The organism is Pseudomonas sp. MONT-RG-20F-20-E-7-02, from assembly GCF_022662395.1.
In the GTDB taxonomy this organism is placed as follows: Bacteria; Pseudomonadota; Gammaproteobacteria; order Pseudomonadales; family Pseudomonadaceae; genus Aquipseudomonas.
Window position 1 is genome coordinate 499,238 of the sequence record NZ_JAKNQN010000001.1, and the last position, 17,808, is coordinate 517,045.

The window sequence follows — 17,808 nt, forward strand, 5'->3', positions numbered from 1 at the left end:
TTATAGAAATATGAATTTCGCGAAAAAAATCACACACAGCACCCACAGGCTGATGGAAATTTCGCGGTACTTGCCAGTGCCGGCCTTGAGCGCCACATAGGTGATAAAGCCCAGGGCGATACCGTCGGCGACCGAGAACGTCAGCGGCATCATGATCGCGGTAACAATTGCCGGAATGCTGTCGGTGGCTTCATCCCAGTTGATGTGGGCCATGCTTGCCATCATCAGCATTGCCACGTAAATCAGCGCACCCGCAGTGGCATAGGCCGGAATCATGCCGGCCAGCGGTGCAAAAAACATCGCAGCCACAAACAGCACGCCCACGGTCACCGCGGTCAACCCGGTGCGACCGCCAGCGGCCACACCGGCAGCACTTTCCACATAGCTGGTCACGGGTGGTACACCGACCATGGCACCGAACACGCTCGACGCACTGTCGGCCTTCAATGCGCGCGACAGGTTATGGATCTTGCCGTCAGCGTCCACCAGCCCGGCGCGCTGGGCAACGCCCATCAGTGTACCGGCGGTATCAAACATGTGCACAAAAAGAAAAGCAAATACCACGCTTATCATGCTGACATTGAATACACCTTTTATGTCCATGGCCATCCAGGTCGGGGCCAGGCTCGGTGGGGTGGAGAGAATGCCGTTGTAGTGCACCAGGTCCAAACCCCAGCCGGCCAGTGTCACGGCGATGATGCTGATGAGGATCGCGCCGAATACGCGGTGGTAGCTGAGGATCGCAATCAGCAAAAAGCACACCGCCGCCAGCAGGGGCGCGGGTTCGTGCAGGGAACCGAGTTTGATCAGCGTGGCCGGGCTGTCGACGATGATGCCGGCGGTTTTCAGACCGATCACCCCGAGGAATAAGCCGACACCCGCACCCATGGCATGCCGCAGGCTCACCGGGATGCTGTTGAGCAGCCATTCACGCACCCGCGACAAGGTCAGGCCCATGAACAGCACGCCGGAGATGAACACCGCACCCAGCGCCGTTTCCCAGTGATAGCCCATGGTGCCGACCACGGTGTAGGTGAAAAACGCGTTCAGTCCCATGCCCGGCGCCAGGCCTACAGGCCAGTTGGCGTACAGGCCCATCAACAGGCAGCCCAGGGCAGCGGCAATGCACGTGGCGACAAACGCCGCGCCGTGGTCGATGCCGGCGTCGGCCATGATGTTGGGGTTGACGAAGATGATGTAGGCCATGGTGATAAAGGTCGTGAGGCCGGCGATCAGCTCGGTCTTCACTGTGGTGCCATGCGCGCTCAGTTTGAACAGGCGTTCCAGCCAGCCGTGCTTTGCGGTGGTGAGGCTTGGCGGGGATAGATCCAGCGTAGGGGCTTCGGATTTGCGGCTTTCCACAGCGAGTACTCCTCAAGAGTTTTATTGTTATTTCCAGCGCCGGTCACACAGGTGGGCATCAGCGCTTTGAGGTACTGGCGGGCTTTGTTGACCAATAGGTCAGGAACTCGCACGAAGCGAATTATGCTTTTGTATACAAATAAAGCAAATAATGTTTTCGATTGTCTGGGCGAAAGTGGATGAAAGGTGAGTGCGGATGTTGTGGCAAGCCTGCTTGCCACAGCAACTCAGCTCAATAAAGAGGTCAAGACTGCCCGGCCAGCGCCTGGTTCACCGCCAGCCAGCCCGTCACCGCGTCTTCGCCGGCTTCGCTGAACGCCCGTTGCAGCAGTTTCACCTGCTCGCGGCGCAGCGACTGCTCGAAACGCTGGCCTTCTTCGCTCAGTTCCAGCAGGCGCTTACGTTTGTCGGTCTCGGACGCGATGCTTTCGACCAAGTGCATCTCCTGCAATTGCCGCAGCGGGATGTTCAGCGCCTGCTTGCTCACGCCGAGCAATTCCAGCAGTTCCTTCACGCTCAAGGCAGGGTAGCGCGCGATAAAAAACACGATGCGCTGGTGCACCCGGCTCAGCCCACGGCGCTCAAGCATTTCATCGGCCTTGGCGGTGAAGGCCTGATAGCCGAAGAAGAAGGCTTCCATGGCTTGTTGCTGGCTGCTCTGGTTTTTAAGGTCAAGCATATTGACGTATCTACTCAAGTCGTCGTAATTTCGGTCAACCAGTTTGACGTATTTCCCACAGGCTTCGCTACCGGTGACCTTATGGCCTTCTCTGAACGTGTTACGCGCCTCAAAAGCTCCTTGATCCGTGAAATCCTCGCGGCGGCCCAGCGCCCGGAAGTGATGTCGTTCGCCGGTGGCCTGCCGGCCGAAGCCATGCTGCCCGCGCTGAACTGGGAGGGCATGCCGCTTAACATCGGCCAATACGGCATGAGCGAAGGCGAGCCACAGTTGCGTGAATTGCTGGCCGCCGAGGCCCGCGCCTTGGGCGTACCGTGCCAGGCCAGCCAGGTGCTGGTGGTCAGCGGCTCCCAGCAAACCCTCGACCTGGCGGCCAAGCTGTATATCGACAAAGGCACCAAAGTCCTGCTGGAAGGCCCGACCTACCTCGCAGCATTGCAGATCTTCCAACTGTTTGGCGCCGACTGCCTGACCGTACAACTGGAAGCCGACGGTCCGAACCTGGCCACCTTGCGCACCAGCCTCGAACACCATCGCCCGGCGTTCATCTACTTGATCCCGACCTTCCAGAACCCTTCGGCCGTGCGCTACAGCGAAGCCAAGCGCGCGGCCGTAGCGGCTTTGCTCGATGAGTTCGGCGTGACATTGATCGAAGACGAACCCTACCGCGAACTGACCTTCGACGGCGGCAGTGCGCAGCCCATCGCCGGGCGCCTGAAACAAGCCAGCTGGATCTACACTGGCACGGTCTCCAAGACCCTGCTGCCGGGCTTGCGCGTCGGCTACCTGATTGCCAGCCCGGATCTGTTCCCGCACCTGCTCAAGCTCAAGCAATCGGCAGACCTGCACACCAACCGCATCGGCCAGTGGCAGGCCATGCAGTGGATCGGCACGCAGAAATACCAGCAGCATCTGACCGAGCTACGCAGCTTTTACCGCGAGCGCCGCGATGCATTCCAGGCGGCATTGGCGCGCCATTTCGGCGAGCTGGCCGACTGGCAAGTGCCCCAAGGTGGATTATTCTTCTGGCTGACCTTGAAACAGCCGCTCGACACCCGCACCTTGTTGGCGCAAGCGTTAGATCAGGACGTCGCGTTCATGCCCGGTGAACCGTTCTTTTCCGAGCCCGACCAGCACCACGGCTCGTTGCGCCTCAATTTCAGCCATATCGACCCGGCCCGTCTGGACGAAGGTCTCAAACGCCTGGCCGCGGTGGTTCGGCAAGCACAGCTCGCGCAAGCGGCATAAGGGGAGCCCCATGTACAAGGTTTATGGCGATTACAAGTCGGGCAACTGCTACAAGGTCAAATTGATGCTCAGCCTGCTGGGCATCCCGTATCAATGGATCGATGTCGACATCCTTAACGGCGACACCCAGACCGCCGAATTCCTGGCCAAGAACCCCAACGGCAAGATCCCGGTGCTGGAGCTGGAAGACGGCACTTGCCTGTGGGAATCCAACGCGATCCTCAACTTCCTTGCCGATGGCAGCGAGTTCCTGCCGAGCGAGCCGCGCCTGCGTACGCAAGTGCTGCAATGGCAGTTTTTCGAGCAGTACAGCCATGAGCCATATATCGCGGTAGCGCGGTTTATCCAGTTCTACCTGAACATGCCGGAAGATCGCCTGGAGGAATACAAAACCACCCATAAAGGCGGCTACAAGGCCTTGAGGGTCATGGACCGTCAGCTGCAGGCCACGCCGTACCTGGTGGGCGAGCAATATTCGATTGCCGACATCGCGTTGTATGCCTACACCCATGTGGCCCATGAAGGTGGTTTTGACCTGACGCCTTACCCGGCCGTGCAGGCGTGGTTGAAGCGGGTGGCCAGCCATCCCAAACATGTACCGATGCTGGATTAAACACAGGTCAAACATGTCGGAGCGAGCTTGTGTGGGAGCTGGCTTGCCTGCGATAGCATCACCTGGTTCAATCTGACGGACCGAGTTGCCTGCATCGCAGGCAAGCCAGCTCCCACATTGACCGTGCCCGGCTTCAGCGTGATGTTGTGGCAGATAGTTCGTCACTCAGCAGCTCGAAACAACGCTGCGCCGCCGGGCTCAAGCCCATGCCGCTGCGACTGATCAACCCGATCTCCCGGTTCACCCCGGGATGGTCGATGTTGATGCGCTTCAACCCTTCCAGGCTGTCCGCCGCCGATTCCGGCAACACACTGATGCCCAGCCCCTGGCGCACCAAGGCCAACACTGTCGACATGTAATTGGCTTGCATGCCCGCGTTCAGGGTCAGCCGCGTCTGATCAAACAGCGCATCCACTTGCTCGCGCACGCTGCTGTCGCGCCCGGTCAGAATGATCGGCTGCTCCGCCAACTGCTTCAGGGTCAGTTGACGATGGTGGGCGAGTGGATGCTCCAGCGGCAGGAATGCGCACAATCGATCATTCAACACCGGTAAAAACTCCAGGCCGTGGCTCAGTCGGGCACGCACGCCGATGCCGAAGTCCACCAGGCCTTCGCGGACCTCGGCATGAATGCGATGGGCCACCAAGTCGTGCAGGCGCACTTCGATGCCCGCAAAGCGCTCGCGAAACAGGCGCAGCGCCGGGGGCAGGGCGCCGGCACATACCGAGGGCAGGGCGGCAATGCTGACCACGCCGCGACGCAGTGCCGCCAGGTCGCGAGAGCCGGTGACAATGTTGTCCAGGTCCAGCAGCAGTTTTTCCATCGGGCCGCGTGCGTCCTGGCCGGCGGCGGTGAGGCTGACATGGCGCGGGCTGCGGTCGAGCAGGACGACGCCGAGCCAGTCTTCAAGCTGTTGCACCTGCACCGTCAGGGCCGACGGTGACAAGTGCAACTCGTTGGCGGCCTTGGTGAAACTGCCGGTGCGGGCCACCGCGAGGAACGCTTGAATATGCTGCATCGAATTCTTCATTTTGTTTTTCCGAACGCCAGCGGCTGAATATTCCAATTTACAAAGACTAACCCGCTTCCAATACTCCGGGGAAAACAATAACCGGCCACCAAGGCCGCTCTGGAGTAACCCATGCTCGCTACCCTGGGTGTCATTACCATCCTGTGCCTGCTCGCTGCCGTCATGAGCAAACGCCTGTCGCCGCTGGTGGCGCTGATCGCCCTGCCGATCATCGCCGCGCTGCTCGGCGGTTTCGGCCTGCAAACCAGCGCCTTCATCATCACCGGCATCAAGAACGTCGCCCCTGTGGTGGGCATGTTTGTGTTTGCGATTCTGTTTTTCGGGATCATGACCGACGCCGGCATGCTCGACCCGATCATCGACCGCATCCTGCGCACGGTAGGCACGCGTCCTACCCGCATTGTCGTCGGCACCGCGACCCTGGCGTTGCTGGTGCACCTGGACGGCTCCGGCGCGGTGACGTTCCTGGTCACGGTGCCGGCGATGCTGCCGTTGTACACGCGGCTGGGCATCGACAAACGCATCCTCGCCTGCGTCTGCGCAATGGCCGCCGGGGTCAACTTCCTGCCCTGGACCGGCCCGGTATTGCGCTCCTCGGCGGCGCTGCATGTGCCGGTGGCGGACCTGTTCCAGCCGCTGATCCCGGTGCAGATCGTCGGGCTCGTGTTTGTTTTCGCCTGTGCCTGGTGGTTGGGCCACCGTGAAGAAAAACGCCTGGGCCTGGGCGCTGGTTCCACGGTGGATGCCGTACCGCAACGGGTGCTCAGTGACGCTGACATCCTGCTGCGTCGCCCACGCCTGTTCTGGGTCAACCTGATTCTCACCGTACTGGTGATGGTGGTGATGATTGCCGGCTGGGTCGATCCAGTGGTGATGTTCATGCTCGGCACCGTGGTGGCGCTGTGCATCAACTACCCGAACGTCGACGCCCAGCGAGCACGCATCGACGCCCATGCCAAGACTGCGCTGACCATGGCCAGCATCCTGCTTGCCGCTGGCGTGTTCACCGGCATCATGCAAGGCACCGGCATGCTCAAGGCCATGGCCGAAGTGGCGGTGGCGCAGATTCCGGCGGGCCATGGCAAGTTGATTCCGGCGGTGGTGGGCTTTATTTCCATGCCGTTGAGCCTGCTGTTCGACCCCGATTCCTACTATTTCGGCGTGATGCCGGTGATCGCCGAAGTCGGCAAGGCCCTGGGCGTCGACCCGCTGCAAGTGGCCCAGGCCTCGTTGCTCGGCGTGCACACCACCGGCTTCCCGGTCAGCCCGCTGACCCCCGCAACCTTCCTGTTGGTGGGCCTGTGCAAGGTCGAACTGGCCGATCACCAGCGCTTCACCATCCCTTTTCTGTTTGCCGCGTCGGTGTTGATGACCCTGACCGCGTTGCTGTTGGGAGTGATTTGAGATGAAAACCTTGCGCATCGGTTCCGGCGCCGGCTATTCCGGTGACCGTATCGAGCCTGCTGTGGAGTTGGCCGAACAGGGTGACCTGGATTACCTGGTGTTCGAATGCCTGGCTGAACGCACGATTGCCTTGGCGCAACAAGCACGTATCAGCGATCCACAGGGCGGTTACGACCCGCTGCTGAGTGAGCGCATGCGCCGCGTATTGCCCTTTGTCGGGCGGCATGAGGGGCGGCGGCGTCTGCGGGTCATCACCAATATGGGCGCGGCCAACCCGGTGGCGGCGGCCATTGAAGTACGGCGGGTTGCCCATGAGTTGGGGCTGAACCTCAAGGTGGTGGCCGTGGTGGGCGATGACGTGCTGGATGTGTTGCAGCCCGAACAATTGCTGGATAACGGCCAGACTCTGGCGTCGTTGGGCGAGCGGCTGATTTCTGCGAACGCCTACCTGGGCGTCGACGGCATCCTTGATGGCTTGCGCGCCGACGCCGATGTAGTGATTACCGGGCGCGTGGCCGACCCGTCGCTGTTCCTGGCGCCGCAGATGTTTGAGTTCGGTTGGGCGGCGGATGACTGGCAGCGCTTGGGGCGCGGCACACTGGTGGGGCATTTGCTGGAATGCGCGGGGCAGGTCAGCGGTGGCTATTTTGCCGATCCGGGGTTCAAGGACGTAGAAGATTTGGCACGCCTGGGCTTCCCGCTGGCCGAGGTCAATGCTGACGGCGACGCTGTGATCACCAAGGTCGCGGGTTCTGGCGGGCGCGTCAGCCGTGCGACCTGCACTGAGCAGTTGATCTATGAAGTTCACGACCCGGCGGCCTACCTGACGCCGGACGTAACCGCCGACTTTTCCCACGTGAGTTTTGTCGAGGAGGGCGTTGACCGCGTGCGCGCCAGCGGTGCCGAGGGCCGCGCACGGCCTGAGCAACTGAAGGTCAGCGTCGGTTATCTGGACGGTTGGATCGGCGAAGGGCAGATGTCCTACGGTGGCCCGGGCGCTGTCGCACGGGCAGAGTTGGCGCGTGCTGTGGTACTCAAGCGCCTGGAACTGATGGGCGTAAAGATGCAGGACGTGCGCGCCGAGTTGATCGGCATGGACTCGCTGCACGGCCCACGCAGCACCGTCGAGCCCTGGGAAGTGCGCCTGCGCGTGGCCGCCCGCTGTGAAGAGCGCAGCGAGGCAGTGCGGGTCGGCAATGAAGTGGAAACCCTCTACACCAACGGCCCGTCGGGCGGCGGCGGTGCGAGCAAGAGTGTGCGGCAAGTGGTGGCGGTAGCGTCGTTATTGCTGGCGCGTAGCGCGGTCAACCCGAGGATCGAAGCATGAAACTGCACACACTGGCCCACTCGCGTACCGGCGATAAGGGCGACACCTCGAACATCTCGATCATTGCCTTTCGCGTCGAGGATTACCCGCTGCTGTGCGAGCAATTGACGGCTGAGCGCGTGGCGCAGTTCTTTGCCGGCTTGCGCGAGCCGGGCGCGGCGCCGGTGCGGCGCTATGAATTGCCGAACGTGCAGGCGCTGAACTTCGTGTTGCCCGGGATCCTGCGCGGCGGCGTGACCCGCTCGCTGGCGCTGGATGCGCATGGCAAGTGCCTGGGCTCGGCGTTGTTGGCTATCGAATTGGCAATGCCGAACTAATGTGGGAGCTGGCTTGCCTGCGATGCAGACACCTCGATTTATCAGTGACACCGAGGGGAAGCTATCGCAGGCAAGCCAGCTCCCACATTGACCGCGGTACTTATCAGACCGCGGCGAACCGCTTGTCGAGGTAATCGATGATCACCTTGGAGTCATACATCCAGGTAGTCTGGCCATTCTCTTCGATGCGCAGGCACGGCACTTTGATCTTGCCACCTTGCTCCAGCAGGGTCTGGCGGTCTTGCGCGTTGTTCTTCGCATCCTTCAACGCCACCGGCACATTCAGGCGGTGCAGCGTACGGCGTGTCTTCACGCAGAACGGGCAGGCGTGGAACTGATACAGGGTCAGCTCCTTGGCTGCCGCGTTCACTTGCGCCTGTTGTTCGGCCGGGCGCTGCTTTTTGCGTGGGCGGGTAAGGAAGTCGCCCGCGATGATGATTTGGCCGAGGCCCACTCGAAGTGCTTTGACGAACATGGCTGAAAACCTCTTGCCCATGAAGAAGGGGCCGCAGCTTACCTTAATTCTGCAGGCGAAAAAAAAACCGGCGATGAACGCCGGTCTTTTCCTACGCAGCCTGTTACTTGATCAGGCTGAGGAATTCGCTGCGGGTAGCCGCGTTCTCGCGGAACTCACCCAGCATCACCGAGGTGATCATCGACGAATTCTGTTTTTCCACACCGCGCATCATCATGCACATGTGCTTGGCTTCGATCACCACCGCAACGCCTAGGGCACCGGTCACCTGCATCACGGCATCGGCGATCTGGCGGCTGAGGTTTTCCTGGATCTGCAGGCGGCGCGCATACATGTCGACAATCCGTGCGACCTTCGACAGGCCCAGCACTTTGCCGCTCGGGATATAGGCCACGTGCGCCTTACCGATAAATGGCAGCAAGTGGTGTTCGCACAGCGAGTACAGCTCGATGTCCTTCACCAGCACCATTTCGCTGTTGTCAGAGCTGAACAAGGCACCGTTGGTGACTTCTTCGAGTGTCTGTTCATAGCCACGGCAAAGGTACTGCATCGCCTTGGCGGCACGCTTTGGCGTGTCGAGCAGGCCCTCGCGGGAAACGTCCTCGCCGAGTTGGCCGAGGATCGCGGTGTAATTCTGTTCCAGGGACATGAAACTACCTGTGGGATTTTCGCAAAGCGCAAGGTTACGGTGGCGGACACATCGCTGCAAGCCTGACGATGGCACTTGTTACTCGTCGCGCCCCTCCATCATGGTGCGCTTGAGCATCACATACACCGCACCGGCGCCGCCGTGGCGGGCCTGGCACGAGGTAAAGCCGAGGACCTGGGCATGCTGGCGCAGCCAGGTATTGACGTGGCTCTTGATCATCGGCCGCTTGCCGTCCAACCGCACGGCCTTGCCATGGGTGACGCGCACGCAGCGAATTTCGAATTTGGTTGCTTCGGCGAGGAAGGCCCACAGGGTTTCGCGGGCTTTTTCGACGGTCATGCCGTGTAGGTCAAGGCTGCCTTCGAACGGGATCTGGCCGATCTTGAGCTTGCGCATCTGGCTTTCCTGCACGCCGTCGCGGGCCCACATCAGCTCGTCTTCCGGGCCTACATCGATCACGAACTGGTCCGACAGGCCATCCACGGTGGTGGCGTCGGTACGCACGGTCGCGGCCTGGCGCAGCTTGGCGATCTGCGCGCGGTCGGCCTTGGGTTTGCCGGTGTCGGCGCGGTCGTGCTTGATCGGCTTGACGCCGCGCAGCTCGTTTTTGAACAGGGAAAAATCGTCGTCTTGCATGTCAGCCTCCGCGAAGGGCGGGCAGTTTACCTAAATCGCGGCGGCCAGGGCGCAGGAAACGCTATCCAAGCGCCATCAGTCGTGCTTTTTCATCAGGTGCGACGCGATGTTCAGCGACAACGGCTGGCGCATCCGCCGACGGCTGCGACGCCACAACCACACGCCCAGCCACAGCACCAACAACCCGATGACTAACAGGATAGCCGAGCCACCCGGGCTGGCATTCAGTTCGCCGAGTGCCGGCGAATGACCAAACAAACCGGCACCACCAGCGCCAGCCAACAGCAAACCTACAATGGCCAGCAGCGCGGCAAAGCCGGCCACCAGGCGCAGACGCCAGTTGCTCGGGCCCTTGGGGCGCAAGCGACGAGCGTCAAAACCATCGGATATCTTCATTCCGACCTTTCCTCCAGGGTATCGGCCCTTCGACCGGAAGATACACAGGTTGTTCCGGGTGGAGGGGTAAATGCGCCAAATGAAAGGGCTTTGCGGATGAGCGGGGCAATGAACATTGCCGCGCCGCTCATCAGAAGGGCGATCAGATCAGATCTTTGCTCAACGCCAGGGTGGCGAAGTTGTCGGCCATGATGGCCATTTCGGTTTGCTGCACGTGCTCGGCGCTCAGGATCCCGCCTTTGTACGGCAGGTCGCGTGTGGCGCAGGCGTCTTCCACCAGGGTGCAGCGAAAGCCCAGGTTCTTGGCCGCACGCACGGTGGTGCTGACGCTGGAGTGGCTCATGAAGCCGCAGACGATCAGGTCCAGGGAGCCAAGGTCTTGCAGGTGTTTTTCCAGGCCCGTGCCATGGAACGCGCTGGGCAGCAGCTTGCCGATGATAGTCTCGTCGCCGAGGGGCTCAAGGCCAGGAATGAATTCGCCGCGCTCGCCCTGCGGGTCGAACAGGCCGCCGACGGTGCCCAGGTGGCGCACATGCACGATCGGGCGCCCGGCGTTGCGCGCGGCCGCGACCAGTTGCTTGATATTGTCGACCGCCGCGTCCATGCCGGACAGGGCGAGTGGGCCACTGAGGTATTCCTTCTGGGCGTCGATGATCACGAGGGTCGCATGGTTCAGGTTGGCTGCTGCGTAACCGCGACCGCTGAGTTGAAACATCGTCTTTGGAACGGACATTCTGGGGCTCCTGTGAGGGGGGCTTTTGTGACATTGTCCACTGGCTGAGCGGTTCTGTGAATCGCTACCATCGTAAGGTACGCCGTTGTTGACGTGCAGCCATGTCAAGAGGTCGGCTTGTTTAACCCGATGATGGCAAATTGGATGAATTCCGACGGATGGCGGAGAGTTTTCGTACATCGAAGGGACAGGCGAAGGCTGTTAGAATCGCCAGTCGTTTTTTCCAGGAGCTTGCCCCCGTGATCACATCCCGCCTGCGCACACTGCGCGACCACATCCGATGGGCTGTCAGCCGTTTCCATGGGGAAGACCTGTTTTTCGGGCACGGCACCGACAACGCCTGGGACGAAGCCCGGCAATTAGTGCTCGGCGCCTTGCACTTGCCTTGGGAAATTGCCGACAGCTACCTGGACTGCAACCTCGAAGAAGAGGAAATCTCCCACGTGCAGCGTCTGCTGCATCGCCGCATCCACGAGCGTGTGCCCACCGCTTACTTGTTGAAGGAAGCCTGGTTCTGCGGCATGTCGTTTATCGTCGACGAGCGTGTGTTGATCCCGCGTTCACCGATTGGCGAACTGATCGAAAACCGTTTTGAACCCTGGTTGGCGCAACCGCCGGCGCGTATTCTCGACCTGTGCACCGGCTCCGGTTGCATCGGTATCGCCTGTGCCTATGAGTTCCAGAACGCCGAAGTGGTGCTGGGGGACTTGTCCTTCGAAGCGCTGGAAGTGGCTAACCAGAACGTTGAGCGCCATGGCGTCGACGAGCGCGTTTACACCGTGCAGGGCGATGGCTTCGACGGCCTGCCGGGCCAGCGTTTTGACCTGATCGTGTCGAACCCGCCGTATGTAGACGCTGAAGATTTTGCCGACATGCCGGACGAATACCAGCACGAGCCGGAGCTGGGCCTGGCCTGCGGCGATGATGGCTTGAACCTGGTGCGACGGATGCTGGCCGAAGCGGCGGACCACCTGACCGAGAAAGGCTTGTTGATTGTAGAAGTCGGCAACAGCCAGGTGCATGTCGAGGCGCTGTACCCGGAAGTCGACTTTGCCTGGCTGGAGTTCCAGCGCGGTGGGCATGGCGTGTTCATGCTGACGGCTGAGCAGTGCCGGGCGCATCAGGCGGTGTTTGCCGCCCGGGTATAACGTCAGGATCGCGGTCAGTGTGGGAGCTGGCTTGCCTGCGATAGCGGTGTATCAGTAGCAAAAGTGCTAGCTGGCCCACCGCAATCGCAGGCAAGCCAGCTCCCACATTTGATTGCATTGCAGCCAGCGATCAGCGGTGCGTTGCAATCCAGATCAACAACCCCGCCTGAAACACCGTAAACGCCACCAAACAGGTGATGGTAAAGCGCAACCCGCTGTCCTCACGCTTGAACTTGGTGACCTTTTCTTCTTCCTTGCGCAACTTCACTTCCTGCTCGGCCAGGTTGTGCTCGGCCTGCTGCAGCATCTGCGCGGCTTCAAGTATCTCCACGAACTGCACCTTCTCGGTGTTCCAGCTGTCGAGTACGTCGCTGACTTTGCCCGGCTGCACGTTGCCTTTGAGGTGCTGCACATCGGCATAGGCCACATCAAAACCCTGGATACGCAGGAAGTGATCGCGGCGCAGGCGCGTGGCTTCGTTGAGTGCATCCTTGTTGGCCAGGTCCACGCCGTCGACGCGGTAGTGTGACCACTTCTTTTTCGCCCACGCCGCGCCTTGGGCGACGAGGAAGCGCCCGATGCCACGGTTGGCCGGTTCGATTTCCAGGCTGTTGCCTGGGCCGAAGTGCACGCGGTGTTTATCGTGATCGACCCAGATATCCAGGTGGTTCTGCTCGCGGCGCACCCGCTGGCCCGGCAACTGGATGACCATGCGCAACAGGCTGTGGTGTTTGTCGTGGCGCTCGGCATAACCGAACTGCACAAACCGCAACGGCCGCGCGCCGGTAGCGCGGTCAGTCGCCAGGGGCGCAAGGCGCAGCATCTTGAAATGTTCGGCCTGAACGTCCGCCCACGGCAGGGCCGCCGCCTCGACGGCCTCGGTTTTTTCCGCCTGCGTGTCGGCGATAGGTTCTGGTGTAGCTTCTGTGGTTGTCATGCGGCGCGATCCTGTCCAAGCCCTGCGGGCCGACAGTCTTTTTACTGTCGACCCTGGGCTTATCGGCCGTATTTCACAGGACTGGAGGTAATTAATCGCTTAACGGGGTTGAAGTCCGTCGATAAAGCGCACGATGCGCTCACCCAACTCGGCGGCCAGCGGCAGTTTCGGGTCGTTGTAGGAGGCCAACTGCTCTTTCACGTCTTTGGGCACGATACGCATCACGTGGTTCATGCCTTCGATCACCGTCAAATGGGCATCGGGCTTGGCATTTTTCAGTTGCCGGGCATCGGCGACGCCGACCTGAATATCGTTGGTGCCCTGGATGATCAGCGCCGGCATGCGCAGCTTGGCAAAGGCGGCGGACGGGTCGGCGCGAAACAGGCTGATCAGGTACGGCTGCACGCTCGGTCGAAAAATGCCTTCCAGCGGGGCCGGCACATCGGCATCCACCTGGCCGGCCTTGAGATGGTCGAGGATCTCATTGCTGCGCAGCAACAGGGCCGGCGGCAGGTGGTCGGCCAGTTGCTGGCGGATCACCTGGTCTACCGGCCGCGCGCTGCCGGACAGCGAAATCACCCCGGCCGGGTCCAGCTGCGGCGCGGCGAGGGCGGCGACCAGCGCGCCTTCGCTATGGCCCAGCACAATCAGCGGGCCCATGCGGCTGTCGGCCTTGAGCAGCTTGCCCCAGGCCACGGCGTCGGCCACGTAGGCGTCCAGCGTCAGGTTGCGTTCATCGGGGGTAGCCGCCAGGCTGGCGGCCACGCCGCGCTTGTCGTAGCGCACGCTGGCAATGTTATGCCGGGCCAGCACCCAGGCCAGGCGCTTGAGGCTGTCGTTGCGTGCGCCGTCGGCACTGTTGCCGTTACGGTCGGTGGGGCCGGAGCCGGCGATGATCAACACAACCGGCACGGGCTTGTCGGATTTAGGCAGCAAAAGTGAGCCAAACAGCTCGCCGCTGCCGGTGTCCAGGCTGATCGGCCGTTGCAGGACAACAGGGGAGGCGGCGAAGCCAAGGCTGGAAAACAGGGTGAGGGTCAAAAGCAGAACTCGCAGCATCATCGCGCCATCATCAGGAAGGTGCCGGTTGGACAGACGTCTACCGGTAAGGTTTCGAGGATGAACTACTCGGTTAGCCTGCGTATACTGGCCGCCTTAAGTTATTACGGTTGACTTGATTCAACTGATTTCACGGAGCGCCCTGCATGTCCGGCAATACCTTCGGCAAGCTGTTCACTGTCACCACCGCGGGCGAAAGCCATGGCCCGGCGTTGGTCGCCATTGTCGACGGCTGCCCGCCAGGCCTCGAACTGTCCCTGGACGACCTGCAGCGTGACCTCGACCGCCGCAAGCCCGGCACCAGCCGTCACACCACCCAGCGCCAGGAGCCCGACGAAGTCGAGATCCTCTCCGGCGTGTTCGAAGGCCGCACCACCGGTTGCGCCATCGGCCTGCTGATTCGCAACACCGACCAGAAGTCCAAGGATTACTCGGCGATCAAGGACCTGTTCCGCCCGGCCCACGCCGACTACACCTACCACCACAAATACGGCGAACGCGACTACCGTGGCGGTGGCCGCAGCTCGGCGCGCGAAACCGCGATGCGCGTTGCCGCTGGCGCTATCGCCAAGAAATACCTGGCCACCCAGGGCATCGTGGTGCGTGGCTACATGAGCCAGCTCGGCCCGATCGAAATCCCGTTCAAGACCTGGGACAGCGTCGACGACAACGCATTCTTCAGCCCCGACCCGGACAAAGTGCCGGAACTGGAAGCCTACATGGACCAGTTGCGCCGCGATCAAGACTCCGTCGGCGCCAGGATCACCGTGGTTGCCGAAGGCGTCAAACCTGGTTTGGGCGAGCCGATCTTCGACCGCCTCGACGCCGAACTGGCCCATGCGCTGATGAGCATCAACGCGGTGAAGGGCGTGGAGATCGGCGCCGGTTTTGCCTGTGTGTCCCAGCGCGGCACCGAGCATCGCGATGAACTGACCCCGGAAGGTTTCCTCAGCAACAACGCGGGCGGCATCCTTGGCGGTATTTCCTCGGGCCAACCGATTGTTGCGCACTTGGCGCTCAAGGCGACGTCGAGCATCACCACGCCGGGCCGTTCGATTGATGTGCACGGCAACCCGGTGGATGTGATCACCAAGGGCCGCCACGACCCATGCGTGGGCATCCGTGCCACGCCGATTGCCGAGGCGATGATGGCCATCGTGTTGATGGACCACCTGCTGCGCAACCGTGGGCAAAATGCCGATGTACGCGTGACTACGCCGGTACTGGGCCAGCTGTGACGGTTTGTGGCGAGGGCTGCGCAGCAGCCCCTCACACCATGACCCCAGCGCTCCCATACTGGCGCCTCTCCAGCTTCTACCTCTTCTACTTCGCCCTGCTCGGGGCGACCGCGCCGTTCCTGGCGCTGTACTTCGATCACTTGGGGTTCTCCAGCGCGCGCATCGGTGAACTGGTGGCCATTCCCATGTTGATGCGCTGCGTGGCGCCGAATCTGTGGGGCTGGCTCGGCGACTACACCGGCCGCCGCCTGGCCATTGTGCGGTTTGGCGCGGTGTGCACCCTGGCCAGCTTTTCGCTGATCTTCATCAGCAAGACCTACGCCTGGCTGGCCCTGGTGATGGCGTTGCACGCGTTCTTCTGGCACGCCGTGCTGCCGCAGTTTGAAGTGATCACCCTGGCGCATCTGCACAAACAGACCTCGCGCTACAGCCAGATTCGCCTGTGGGGCTCCATCGGGTTCATCCTCACCGTGGTGATCATGGGGCGCCTGTTCGACTGGCTGAGCCTGGACATTTACCCGGTAGTGATCGTGGTGATCATGGCCGGCATCATCGGCGCCAGCCTGTGGGTGCCGACTGCGCAACCGGCGAGCCACGGCAATCGCCTGGCCGGTGACGGTTTCCTCAAGCAATTGCGCAGCCCCGGCGTACTGGCGTTTTATGCCTGCGTGGCGCTGATGCAAATGAGCCATGGCCCGTATTACACCTTCCTCACCCTGCACCTCGAGCACCTGGGTTACAGCCGCGGCGTGATCGGCATGCTCTGGGCCTTGGGCGTGGTCGCGGAAGTGCTGATGTTCCTGGCCATGAGCCGCATCCTCACGCGTTTTTCGGTGCGTCGGGTATTACTGGCGAGTTTCCTGTTGGCCGCCATACGCTGGCTGCTGCTGGGCTCATTCGCCGAATTTTTCTGGGTGCTGCTGCTGGCGCAAGTGATGCACGCGGCCACCTTCGGCAGTTTTCATGCGGCAGCGATTGCCTTTGTACAACGCAGCTTCGGTGATCGCCAGCAAGGCCAGGGCCAGGCGTTGTATGCCGCGCTGGCCGGCACCGGCGGCGCGTTGGGCGCGCTGTATGCCGGTTATAGCTGGAACGTGTTGGGGCCGACGCTGACCTTCAGCATCGCCAGCGTCGCAGCCCTGGCCGCCGCCATTATCATTGGCCTTCGATTGCAAGAGCCGAATAAAGGAACCGAGCAATGAGTTATGTCGCTGTTTACCCCGTCGCCACGCCCGATACCCCGAACAAGGTCCTGACCCATTTGGACGATATCGCCACGTGCCTCGCCGAGCACGGCGTGCGTTTTGCGCGCTGGCAGCCGGCGCCTGTCGAGAAGGGCGCCAGCGACGCTGAACTGATCGCGGCCTACCAGCCTCAGATCGACGCCCTCGGCTACGGCTCCGTGGAAGTGCTCAGTGTGACGGGCGAGCATCCGCAAAAAGCCGAGCTGCGCGCGCAGTTCATTGATGAACGCCGTTACAGCGAAGACGAAGTGCGTTTCTTCATCGCCGGCCAGGGGCTTTTTAACGTGCACGTAGGCGAGTATGTCTATGCCATACGCTGCGAGAAAAGTGACCTGCTGGTGATTCCGGCCGGAATGCCGCATTGGTTCGACATGGGCGAAAATCCGCACTTCGTCACACTGCGTTTGTTCAATACAGCGAAAGGCGCAGTGCCTGAATTTACCGGCGACGGCATCGCTGCCGGTTTCCCGGGTTTGGACGACTAAGCACAGATATTTAAACTTTCCACTCAGGTAAGTTGGCATTTTCTGTGGGAATTGGCTTAGTTATTTGTAGGCTGTAGCTGTTTATGCAGCGTCTCCTGCTTTCAGCCCATTCGGTATGTAACTCTCTCCTTGTTCGATGTTTATATCACCTGTCAATAGCAGGAATCCGAAAGGTGATATGGAATCCATGACTAAAGGAGAGAGATCAATGAGTGGCCGAGAGGACTCGTGTCGTACGCCGGATACCGTGCCCGTGGTCGTCAGAAGGCGCCTGAGCCTGGGGGGCAAGCCTCTTACCCCGACTGAGCTGGAAATTCTGCGCTGGGCCTCGGAGGGGAAGACCGTCTGGGAAATCAGCCAGATTCGCGCCACCTCAGAAGCCACGGTGAAGTTTCACCTGCGCAACATCTACGGCAAGTTGGAAGTCACAAACCGCGTACAGGCCATGAATGAGGCCAGCCGCCAGGGATTGTGCTGAAACCACACAAAAAAGGGCCGCGACGCTCAACGGCGTCGCGGCCCTTTTTCATTGGGGTGATTTACGCCGAATGGTAAGTCGGCAGCGCAAAGCGATTCTGGCTTTGCAGCATCGAAATCTGTGGCAGGTCGCTGGCTTGTTCGGCCAGGTCGCGGCGGATGGCGCTGATCACCCAAGTCAGTTGGTCAGCGGTGTGCAGCTGTTGATACGAAATCGAACGCTTGACCTGTTTGCCTTCGCTGTTGCGCAGGGTCAACAGGATACCGCCGTCTGGGCGTGGCTGAGTGGTGACGTCGTATTGGGAGAATACAGAAGCGAATTTATCTTGGATCAGGCTCATGTCTATCAGC

21 protein-coding genes are annotated in these 17,808 nt (G+C 61.2%); 10 read left to right on the top strand and 11 right to left on the bottom strand.

The window, feature by feature from the left end:
- Positions 1-1,332, bottom strand: a complete 1,332-nt coding sequence (locus L8I05_RS02240) for an NCS2 family permease (RefSeq protein WP_242167466.1) — start codon at positions 1,330-1,332, stop codon at positions 1-3.
- Positions 1,333-1,606: 274 nt separating this feature from the next.
- Positions 1,607-2,041, bottom strand: coding sequence for a MarR family transcriptional regulator (locus tag L8I05_RS02245; RefSeq protein ID WP_242167047.1), 435 nt, complete (start codon positions 2,039-2,041; stop codon positions 1,607-1,609).
- 81 nt (positions 2,042-2,122) lie between these two features.
- On the opposite strand from L8I05_RS02245, the gene L8I05_RS02250 reads away from it, so the two are divergent.
- Both L8I05_RS02250 and L8I05_RS02255 read left to right on the top strand, forming a co-directional pair.
- On the top strand, positions 2,123-3,289 hold the full coding sequence (locus L8I05_RS02250; protein ID WP_242167048.1) for a PLP-dependent aminotransferase family protein: 1,167 nt from the start codon (positions 2,123-2,125) through the stop codon (positions 3,287-3,289).
- 10 nt (positions 3,290-3,299) lie between these two features.
- Positions 3,300-3,902, top strand: a complete 603-nt coding sequence (locus tag L8I05_RS02255) for a glutathione S-transferase family protein (RefSeq protein WP_242167049.1) — start codon at positions 3,300-3,302, stop codon at positions 3,900-3,902.
- Between the two features lie 133 nt (positions 3,903-4,035).
- Here the strand turns inward: L8I05_RS02255 and L8I05_RS02260 are convergent, their stop codons facing one another.
- Positions 4,036-4,932 carry a LysR family transcriptional regulator gene (locus L8I05_RS02260; protein WP_242167050.1) on the bottom strand — a complete coding sequence of 299 codons (897 nt, stop codon included), beginning with the start codon at positions 4,930-4,932 and terminating at the stop codon, positions 4,036-4,038.
- A 111-nt stretch (positions 4,933-5,043) separates the two neighbouring features.
- On the opposite strand from L8I05_RS02260, the gene L8I05_RS02265 reads away from it, so the two are divergent.
- From L8I05_RS02265 to L8I05_RS02275, 3 genes are read left to right on the top strand one after another with little or no spacing between them, the layout of a single operon-like run.
- On the top strand, positions 5,044-6,336 hold the full coding sequence (locus L8I05_RS02265) for a citrate:proton symporter (protein ID WP_242167051.1): 1,293 nt from the start codon (positions 5,044-5,046) through the stop codon (positions 6,334-6,336).
- 1 nt (position 6,337) lies between these two features.
- Positions 6,338-7,663: an acyclic terpene utilization AtuA family protein gene (locus L8I05_RS02270; RefSeq protein ID WP_242167052.1), complete on the top strand. Its 1,326-nt coding sequence runs from the start codon at positions 6,338-6,340 to the stop codon at positions 7,661-7,663.
- Positions 7,660-7,980: a hypothetical protein gene (locus L8I05_RS02275; RefSeq protein WP_242167053.1), complete on the top strand. Its 321-nt coding sequence runs from the start codon at positions 7,660-7,662 to the stop codon at positions 7,978-7,980. The genes L8I05_RS02270 and L8I05_RS02275 overlap by 4 nt, the downstream gene beginning before the upstream one ends.
- A gap of 103 nt (positions 7,981-8,083) precedes the next feature.
- Here L8I05_RS02275 and L8I05_RS02280 read toward each other — a convergent pair whose 3' ends face one another.
- From L8I05_RS02280 to L8I05_RS02300, 5 genes are all read right to left on the bottom strand, one after another.
- Positions 8,084-8,455 carry a glutathione S-transferase N-terminal domain-containing protein gene (locus L8I05_RS02280; RefSeq protein WP_159958495.1) on the bottom strand — a complete coding sequence of 124 codons (372 nt, stop codon included), beginning with the start codon at positions 8,453-8,455 and terminating at the stop codon, positions 8,084-8,086.
- 103 nt (positions 8,456-8,558) lie between these two features.
- Positions 8,559-9,104 (bottom strand): GTP cyclohydrolase I FolE, encoded by a 546-nt coding sequence (folE, locus tag L8I05_RS02285; protein WP_003442011.1) that lies wholly within the window; start codon positions 9,102-9,104, stop codon positions 8,559-8,561.
- 78 nt (positions 9,105-9,182) lie between these two features.
- Positions 9,183-9,740: a Smr/MutS family protein gene (locus L8I05_RS02290; protein ID WP_058424628.1), complete on the bottom strand. Its 558-nt coding sequence runs from the start codon at positions 9,738-9,740 to the stop codon at positions 9,183-9,185.
- Between the two features lie 75 nt (positions 9,741-9,815).
- Positions 9,816-10,136 carry a hypothetical protein gene (locus L8I05_RS02295; RefSeq protein ID WP_053257227.1) on the bottom strand — a complete coding sequence of 107 codons (321 nt, stop codon included), beginning with the start codon at positions 10,134-10,136 and terminating at the stop codon, positions 9,816-9,818.
- A 142-nt stretch (positions 10,137-10,278) separates the two neighbouring features.
- On the bottom strand, positions 10,279-10,869 hold the full coding sequence (locus tag L8I05_RS02300) for a cysteine hydrolase family protein (protein WP_159958493.1): 591 nt from the start codon (positions 10,867-10,869) through the stop codon (positions 10,279-10,281).
- 239 nt (positions 10,870-11,108) lie between these two features.
- On the opposite strand from L8I05_RS02300, the gene prmB reads away from it, so the two are divergent.
- Positions 11,109-12,017 carry a 50S ribosomal protein L3 N(5)-glutamine methyltransferase gene (gene prmB, locus L8I05_RS02305; protein ID WP_242167054.1) on the top strand — a complete coding sequence of 303 codons (909 nt, stop codon included), beginning with the start codon at positions 11,109-11,111 and terminating at the stop codon, positions 12,015-12,017.
- A gap of 130 nt (positions 12,018-12,147) precedes the next feature.
- Here the strand turns inward: prmB and L8I05_RS02310 are convergent, their stop codons facing one another.
- Together L8I05_RS02310 and L8I05_RS02315 are read right to left on the bottom strand one after the other, a co-directional pair.
- Positions 12,148-12,954, bottom strand: a complete 807-nt coding sequence (locus L8I05_RS02310) for a hypothetical protein (protein WP_242167055.1) — start codon at positions 12,952-12,954, stop codon at positions 12,148-12,150.
- A 99-nt stretch (positions 12,955-13,053) separates the two neighbouring features.
- Positions 13,054-14,016 carry an alpha/beta fold hydrolase gene (locus tag L8I05_RS02315; protein WP_159958487.1) on the bottom strand — a complete coding sequence of 321 codons (963 nt, stop codon included), beginning with the start codon at positions 14,014-14,016 and terminating at the stop codon, positions 13,054-13,056.
- 143 nt (positions 14,017-14,159) lie between these two features.
- Between L8I05_RS02315 and aroC the strand changes: the two genes are divergently transcribed.
- The 4 genes from aroC to L8I05_RS02335 all read left to right on the top strand — a co-directional run bounded on the left by aroC (position 14,160) and on the right by L8I05_RS02335 (position 17,458).
- A complete protein-coding gene (gene aroC / locus L8I05_RS02320; RefSeq protein ID WP_197627303.1) occupies positions 14,160-15,251 on the top strand; it encodes a chorismate synthase in 1,092 nt (363 codons plus the stop codon).
- A 38-nt stretch (positions 15,252-15,289) separates the two neighbouring features.
- Entirely contained in the window at positions 15,290-16,453 is a 1,164-nt protein-coding gene (locus tag L8I05_RS02325; protein ID WP_242167056.1) for an MFS transporter, read from the top strand.
- Positions 16,450-16,980: an acireductone dioxygenase gene (locus L8I05_RS02330; RefSeq protein WP_242167057.1), complete on the top strand. Its 531-nt coding sequence runs from the start codon at positions 16,450-16,452 to the stop codon at positions 16,978-16,980. The genes L8I05_RS02325 and L8I05_RS02330 overlap by 4 nt, the downstream gene beginning before the upstream one ends.
- Positions 16,981-17,188: 208 nt before the next feature.
- On the top strand, positions 17,189-17,458 hold the full coding sequence (locus L8I05_RS02335) for a helix-turn-helix transcriptional regulator (protein WP_159958479.1): 270 nt from the start codon (positions 17,189-17,191) through the stop codon (positions 17,456-17,458).
- Between the two features lie 61 nt (positions 17,459-17,519).
- Here L8I05_RS02335 and L8I05_RS02340 read toward each other — a convergent pair whose 3' ends face one another.
- Positions 17,520-17,798 (bottom strand): DUF3509 domain-containing protein, encoded by a 279-nt coding sequence (locus tag L8I05_RS02340; RefSeq protein ID WP_048721059.1) that lies wholly within the window; start codon positions 17,796-17,798, stop codon positions 17,520-17,522.
- Positions 17,799-17,808 lie beyond the last annotated feature (10 nt).